Origin of the sequence: Sphingomonas sp. CCH9-F2 (assembly GCF_001556735.1) — a bacterium.
Classification (GTDB): Bacteria; Pseudomonadota; Alphaproteobacteria; order Sphingomonadales; family Sphingomonadaceae; genus Sphingomonas; species Sphingomonas ginsenosidimutans.
The window spans coordinates 1-2697 of the sequence record NZ_LSJO01000145.1 but is presented as its reverse complement, the minus strand read 5'-3'; the positions used below and the strand labels follow the sequence as shown (position 1 = coordinate 2697).

Genomic DNA, 2697 nt, shown 5'->3' with positions numbered 1-2697 from the left:
GGGGGCGCAGGGCTTCCCGTATCACGACATCGCATCGGCATATCTGCGCGGTCGCCCGCCGCGCCCGTTCGGGAATTGATCCGCAGCGGCGTTCGCGCAGATTTTTGCGCTGTTCCCCCGCCGCCGGGACTGCCACACTGATCACCGATGCCCGTGCGCCGCCCCGAATCGCGCCCGTCGCGCCGCCGCCGCGGCCCGCACCGCCGTGCATCGTCCGATCGCCCGTCGTCCAACCACCAAGGAGCCGCATGAGCCGCAAGCCCCTTCCCGCCCGCGCCGGCGAACGTTCGCGTGTCGAGCTGCTGTTCGACCGGCCGCAGCTGCTCAGCCAGCTGTTCGGCCAGTATGACCAGCATCTGGTGGCGCTGGAAAACCGGCTGGGCGTCTATATCACCGCGCGCGGTAACCGCATCGGGCTGGAAGGCACCGCCGAACAGGTGGCGCTGGCGCGCGACGTGCTGAACGACCTGTACCAGCGCATCCAGCGCGGCGAGGAGGTCGATGCCGGGCTGGTCGATGCCGCGATCGCGATGGCGGCCGAGCCGGTGCTGGACGGCATCATCTCCGCCGAGCGCGGGACCGCGCCGTCGGTGATGATCCGCACGCGCAAGAAGACGATCGTGCCGCGCACCCCCGCGCAGGCGCATTACATGCGCGAACTGACCACCCACGACATGATCTTCGCGCTCGGCCCCGCCGGCACGGGCAAGACCTATATCGCGGTGGCGCAGGCGGTCGCGCAGCTCATCACCGGCAGCGTCCAGCGGCTGATCCTGTCGCGCCCCGCGGTGGAGGCGGGCGAGCGGCTGGGCTTCCTGCCGGGCGACATGAAGGAGAAGGTCGATCCGTACCTGCGCCCGCTGTACGACGCGCTGTACGACTGCCTGCCCGCCGAACAGGTGGAGCGCCGCATCGCATCGGGCGAGATCGAGATCGCGCCGATCGCGTTCATGCGCGGCCGCACGCTGGGCGACGCCTTCGTGATCCTGGACGAGGCGCAGAACACCACGCCCGCGCAGATGAAGATGTTCCTGACCCGCTTCGGCCAGAACAGCCGCATGGTCATCTGCGGCGATCCGAACCAGACCGACCTGCCCGGCGGCGTCGGCGCGAGCGGCCTGGCCGATGCGACGACGCGGCTGGAGGGGGTGGAGGGCATATCGCTGTGCCGCTTCACCGCCGCCGACGTCGTCCGCCATCCGATTGTCGGCCGGATCGTGGAGGCCTATGAGGGGAAGGAGGCTTGAAATGAACGCACCCGACCCGCACCTGACCCGCGCCGAACGCCAGGCGCTGTCGGCGCAGTTGCTGATCGACGACGAGGAAACCGTGCGGGCGATCGCGCGGCTGGCGGACGAACGCGGTACGGCGATGCAGGAGATCGTCGCACTGGCGATCCGCGATTACGCCCACCGACATTCGCTCGCCAGTCCGGCGCCTGAATGGTTGCGGCGTTACTGGAACGAGCATCCGCTGCCGCTGCCGTCGGGGTTGGCGGCCGACAAGCGCTTCCACGATTCGCTCGACGACGAGTGACGGTCTTCATCGACGCTTCCGCGATCGTGGCGATGATCGCGATGCCGCGGAGGCGATCGACGCGCACGCGCGCTACGGCAAGGGTGTGCATCCCGCCGCACTCAACATGGGCGACTGCTTCGCTTATGCGTCCACGCGCCGGCATGCCGACACGATATTGTTCAAGGGCGAGGATTTCACCCTCACCGACCTGAAGGACGCCACGCTCGAATGATCCACATCGAACTGACCCGCGAGGATCCGTGGCCCGCCGATGCCGCGTGGGAGGGGATCGCCGCCGCCGCCGCGCGGGCCGCGATCGCGCAGACGCCGCACGGCGCGCTGCTGACCGCGCGCGCGCATGTCGAGATCAGCGTGCGGCTGACCGGCGACGACGAGGTCCATGCGCTCAACCGCCAGTATCGCGACAAGGACAAGCCGACCAACGTCCTGTCCTTCCCGATGGTGCAGCCCGACCTGATCGCCACCGTCACGCAGAATTCGGACGATGGCGAGGTGTTGCTGGGCGATATCGTGATGGCTCACGGGGTGTGCGCGGCGGAGGCGGCGGAGCGCGGCATCCCGGTCGACCATCACCTGACGCATCTGATGGTGCATGGCACGCTGCATCTGCTAGGCTATGACCACCTGACCGACGACGAGGGGGATGCGATGGAGGAGATCGAGCGCGCCGCGCTGGCCGGTCTGGGCATCGCCGACCCCTATCAGATACGCGAGGACTGAACGAACGGCGATGGCCGACGACCGAAGTAGCGCCAGCAACGGCGACCACCATGACAATGGCCTGCTGGCCGGACTGCGCAACCTGATCTTCGGCGAACAGCACGAGGAAACGCTGCGCGACCGACTGGAGGACGTGATCGACCAGCATGAGGACGATCCCGCCCCCGATGCCAAGGGCGACCTGACCCCGCTGGAACGGCAGATGGTGCGCAATCTGCTGCATTTCGGGGAGCGCGATGCCGGCGACGTCGGCGTGCCGCGCGCCGACGTGATCGCGGTGGAGGAAGCCACCAGCTTCGACCACCTGGTGCAGGTGTTCGCCGAGGCGGGGGTCAGCCGCCTGCCGGTGTATCGCGACAATCTGGATCACATCATCGGCATGGTCCACATCAAGGACGTGTTCGCGATCATGGCGGTCGGCGGCGAGCGTCCTGACAG

At 68.3% G+C, this 2697-nt stretch carries 6 protein-coding genes; 5 read left to right on the top strand and 1 reads right to left on the bottom strand.

Features of this window, described 5'->3' with window-relative positions; translation table 11 throughout:
* Positions 1-211, bottom strand: a 211-nt coding sequence (locus AX685_RS23050) for a hypothetical protein (RefSeq protein ID WP_231738546.1), incomplete at its 3' end; no start/stop codon positions are given.
* Between the two features lie 37 nt (positions 212-248).
* On the opposite strand from AX685_RS23050, the gene AX685_RS04320 reads away from it, so the two are divergent.
* The 5 genes from AX685_RS04320 to AX685_RS04305 form a co-directional block, all read left to right on the top strand.
* A complete protein-coding gene (locus AX685_RS04320) occupies positions 249-1247 on the top strand; it encodes a PhoH family protein (protein WP_066485794.1) in 999 nt (332 codons plus the stop codon).
* Position 1248: 1 nt separating this feature from the next.
* Complete coding sequence (locus tag AX685_RS04315; protein WP_066485792.1) at positions 1249-1536, top strand: hypothetical protein; 288 nt, start codon at positions 1249-1251, stop codon at positions 1534-1536.
* 85 nt (positions 1537-1621) lie between these two features.
* Positions 1622-1750, top strand: coding sequence for a type II toxin-antitoxin system VapC family toxin (locus AX685_RS21400; RefSeq protein WP_197418476.1), 129 nt, complete (start codon positions 1622-1624; stop codon positions 1748-1750).
* The gene (gene ybeY, locus AX685_RS04310) at positions 1747-2259 is read left to right on the top strand and encodes an rRNA maturation RNase YbeY (RefSeq protein WP_066485788.1); all 513 of its coding nucleotides are present in this window, start codon (positions 1747-1749) and stop codon (positions 2257-2259) included. Before AX685_RS21400 ends, ybeY begins: the two co-directional genes overlap by 4 nt.
* Before the next feature lie 10 nt (positions 2260-2269).
* A partial coding sequence (locus AX685_RS04305) for a CBS domain-containing protein (RefSeq protein WP_156445663.1) occupies positions 2270-2697 on the top strand: 428 nt, incomplete at its 3' end.